General features: G+C 71.3%; 1 protein-coding gene. It reads right to left on the bottom strand.

All coding sequences use genetic code 11. From position 1 onward, the window contains the following. A partial coding sequence (locus GA0115259_RS24010; protein WP_141716669.1) for a type I polyketide synthase occupies nucleotides 1–3,693 on the bottom strand: 3,693 nt, incomplete at both ends.

The raw sequence follows: 3,693 nt of genomic DNA, 5'->3' as shown, positions 1-3,693 counted from the left end.
GCGGGCTCCTCGGCAGGCTCTGCGGCAGGCGCCTGTTCGAGGATGGTGTGCACATTGGTGCCGCTGATACCGAACGAGGAGATGGCACCGCGCCGAGGACGGCCGGTGACCGGCCAGTCGGTCTCCTCGGTCAGCAGATCGATGGCTCCGGAGGACCAGTCGACATGCGAGGACGGCGTGTCGATATGGAGCGTCCTGGGCACGACGCCCTGCTGGAGCGCCATGACCATCTTGATCACGCTGGCGGCGCCCGAGGCCATCTGGGTGTGCCCGATGTTGGACTTGACCGAGCCGAGGAGCAGCGGCTGCCCGGGCTCCCTGTCCTGGCCGTAGGTGGTGAGCAGGGCCTGCGCCTCGATCGGGTCGCCCAGCGCGGTGCCAGTGCCATGGCCCTCGATGACATCGACCTCGGCCGGACGGAGTCCCGCGTTGGCGAGGGCCTGGCGGATCACCCGTTGCTGGGAAGGGCCGTTGGGCGCGGTGAGTCCGTTGGAGGCGCCGTCCTGGTTGACGGCGCTGCCGCGCACGACGGCCAGTACATGATGGCCGTTGCGCCGTGCGTCGGAGAGCCGCTCCAGCAGTACGAGACCGACGCCCTCGGCGAGTGTCATCCCGTCGGCGGCGTCCGCGTACGCCTTGCAGCGGCCGTCGGCCGCGAGCGCCCGCTGCCGGCTGAAGCCGACGAAGGAGAGAGGAGTGGACATGATGCTCACACCACCGGCGAGCGCGAGGGAGCTCTCGCCGTTGCGCAGCGACTGGCAGGCGAGATGCATCGCGACCAGCGAGGACGAGCAGGCGGTGTCGAGCGTGACGGCAGGGCCCTCGAAGCCGAAGAGATACGAGACCCGTCCGGAGAGCACGCTGGAGAGCGTGCCGGTGATCGCGTGGCCCTCGGAGCCCTCGGCCGAGTTGGGCACGGCGGAGGCGTAGTCCTGGTAGCTGGCGCCCACGAAGGTGCCCGTCATGCTGCCGCGCTGGCTCACCGGATCGATCCCGGCGTGCTCGAAGGTCTCCCAGGCCGTCTCCAGCAGCAGCCGCTGCTGCGGATCCATGGAGACCGCCTCGCGCGGCGAGATCCCGAAGAAGCCGGGATCGAAGTCGGCGACGTCGTGGAGGAATCCGCCCTGGAGGGAGTAGGTCCTGCCCTGCCGGTCGGGATCCGGATCGTAGAGCCCTTCGGCGTCCCAGCCTCGGTCGGCGGGAAAGCCGGAGATGGCGTCGCCGCCCTCCCTGACCAGCCGCCAGAGCTCCTCGGCGGAGCTGACTCCGCCGGGATAGCGGCAGCTCATACCGATGACGGCGATCGGATCGTCGTCGGTGGCGGACAGTGCGGCGGTCACCGGTCCTCCGGTCACCGTACGGGCGCCCGCCATCTCGTTCTTGAGGAAGCCGGCCAGCGCGGCGGGACTGGGATGATCGAAGACCATGGTCGTCGGAAGCGTCAGTCCGGTGACGGACGCGAGCCGGTTGCGCAGCCCGACCGCCGTGAGCGAGTCGAAACCGACATCGCGGAAGGCACGCTGGTCCGGCAGGGCGTCGGGTGACGAGAGGCCCAGGACGGCCATGGCCTCGGTACGGACCGTCTCCAGCAGCAGCCGCTCCTGCTCGGCCGGCGGGAGCGCGCGCAGCCGAGTCATGAACTCGCCCTCGGCGACGGTGCCGATGGACCGCTCGGCGGCCTCGGTGAGCCGCCGTACCTCGGGCACCTCGGCGAAGAGCGTGCTCGCGCGGCCGGAGGTGAAGACGGGGTAATAGGTCTCCCAGTCGATGTCGGCGACCGCGATGGCGGTCTCCTCGTCGTCCAGGGCGCGCTTGAGGCCGGTGAGCGCGAGCTGCGGCGCCATGAACTCCAGCCCGCTGCGCCGGATCGTTCCCGGGTCGACGCGGCCGAGTTGGAGGTCGTCGGCCCAGATGCCCCAGGAGAGGGAGAGGGCGGGCAGCCCTCGGGCCCTGCGGTGGGCGGCGAGCGCGGCGAGATACGCGTTGCCCGCCACATAGGCGGCGTGCGCGCCGCTGCCCCACATCCCGGCAGTGGACGAGTAGAGGATGAAGTCGTCCAGCTCGTCGTTGTCGAGGAGTTCGTCCAGCACCTGGGCGCCGGCCACCTTGGCATGCATGACGCGGGCGAAGGCGTCGAGACTCGTCTCGGCCAGCGTGTACAGCTCGATCAGCGCGGCGGTGTGGACGACGGTGTGTACGGTACGGCCTTCGGCCTTGAGGGCGGCCAGCAGCGCGGCGACGGCGTCGCGGTCGGTCACATCGCAGGCGGCGACGGTCGCCTCGGTGCCCGACTCCGCCAGTTCGGCGACGAGTTCGGCCGCGCCCGGAGCGTCCATGCCCCGACGGCTCATCAGCACCAGATGTCCGGCGCCCTGTGCGGCCAGCCAGCGCGCGAGATGCGGCGCGAGCGTGCCCGAAGCACCGGTGATGAGCGTGGTGCCGCGCGGAGTCCAGTCGCGGGCGGGCTCACGGTCGCCGGTCGCGGTGCGCACGATCCGGCGTGTGAACATGCCCGAGGAGCGGACGGCGAGCTGGTCCTCCTCGCCGAGCGCGCCGGCGAGGGCGGACACGAGCCGCCCGGCGGCCCGCTGGTCGAGAGCGGCGGGCAGATCGATGACACCGCCCCATCGCTGCGGATGCTCCAGGGCCGTGGTCCAGCCCACACCGGCGATCTGCGCCTGGACGGGCGAGACGAGCGCGTCGGAGCGGCCGGTGGAGACCGCGCCACGGGTGAGAAACCAGAGCGGCGCGTCGATCCCGGCGTCGCCCAGCGCCTGGACGAGCGAGACGGTCAGGGCCAGACCGAGTGCCAGGCCAGGATGGATTTCTGACGGTGTCTCAGCGGCGGCGAGCGTCGAGACGATCCCGGCGAAGCCGACGGGCTGACCGGAGTCGCCGGCCTCAGCGGTCGGGCTGATCTCAGCGGTCCGGCCGGTCGCGTCCTGTCCGGCGTACTCGGCCAGCAGCGCGGCGAGCGCCTCGCGGTCCAGAGACGACTCGTCCAGTACGAGCCGTCGTACCTCGGCGCCATGGCCGCTCAGGGCGCCGACGATCTCGCTGTCGTCCTGGGCCTCGGCGGAGACCACCAGCCAGACACCGGACAGCGGTGCCGGAGGGACCGTACCGACCGGTGTCCAGGACTCCCGGTAGCGCCAGGAGTCGACGGTGGAACGGTCCCGGCGGGACCTGCGCCAGGACGAGAGCGCGGGCAGCACCGCCGCCACCGAACCCTCGTCCGTGCCCAGGGCGGAGGTCAGCGCGGACAGGTCTTCCTCTTCCACCGCCGTCCAGAACTCCGCGTCCATGGGATCCGCCGCGACCGTCCGGTCCGGTACGGGCGGTACGGCCCAGAGCTGCTCGCGCTGGAAGGCATAGGTGGGCAGATCCACACGCCGGGCGCCGGTGTCCGCGAACAGGACGCTCCAGTCGGCCTCGACTCCGCGTACGTACAGCTCGGCGGCGGAGAGCAGGAACCGCGAGAGGCCGCCGTGGTCGCGGCGGAGCGTGCCGCCGGCGACGCCCGGTTCACCGGTCTCGTCGATCATGTCCTGTACCGGCATGGTCAGTACGGGATGCGAGCTGACCTCCACGAACTTACGGTGGCCCGCGCCCAGCAGATCACGGATCGCGTCGGCGAAGAGCACGCGCTGCCGCAGATTGCGGAACCAGTACTCCGCCCCCATCTCACCAGTG

It is taken from the genome of Streptomyces sp. MnatMP-M17, from assembly GCF_900091995.1.
Taxonomy (GTDB): domain Bacteria; phylum Actinomycetota; class Actinomycetes; order Streptomycetales; family Streptomycetaceae; genus Streptomyces.
Note: the sequence above shows the minus strand (reverse complement) of the source record. Positions and strands in the feature narration are given on the sequence as shown.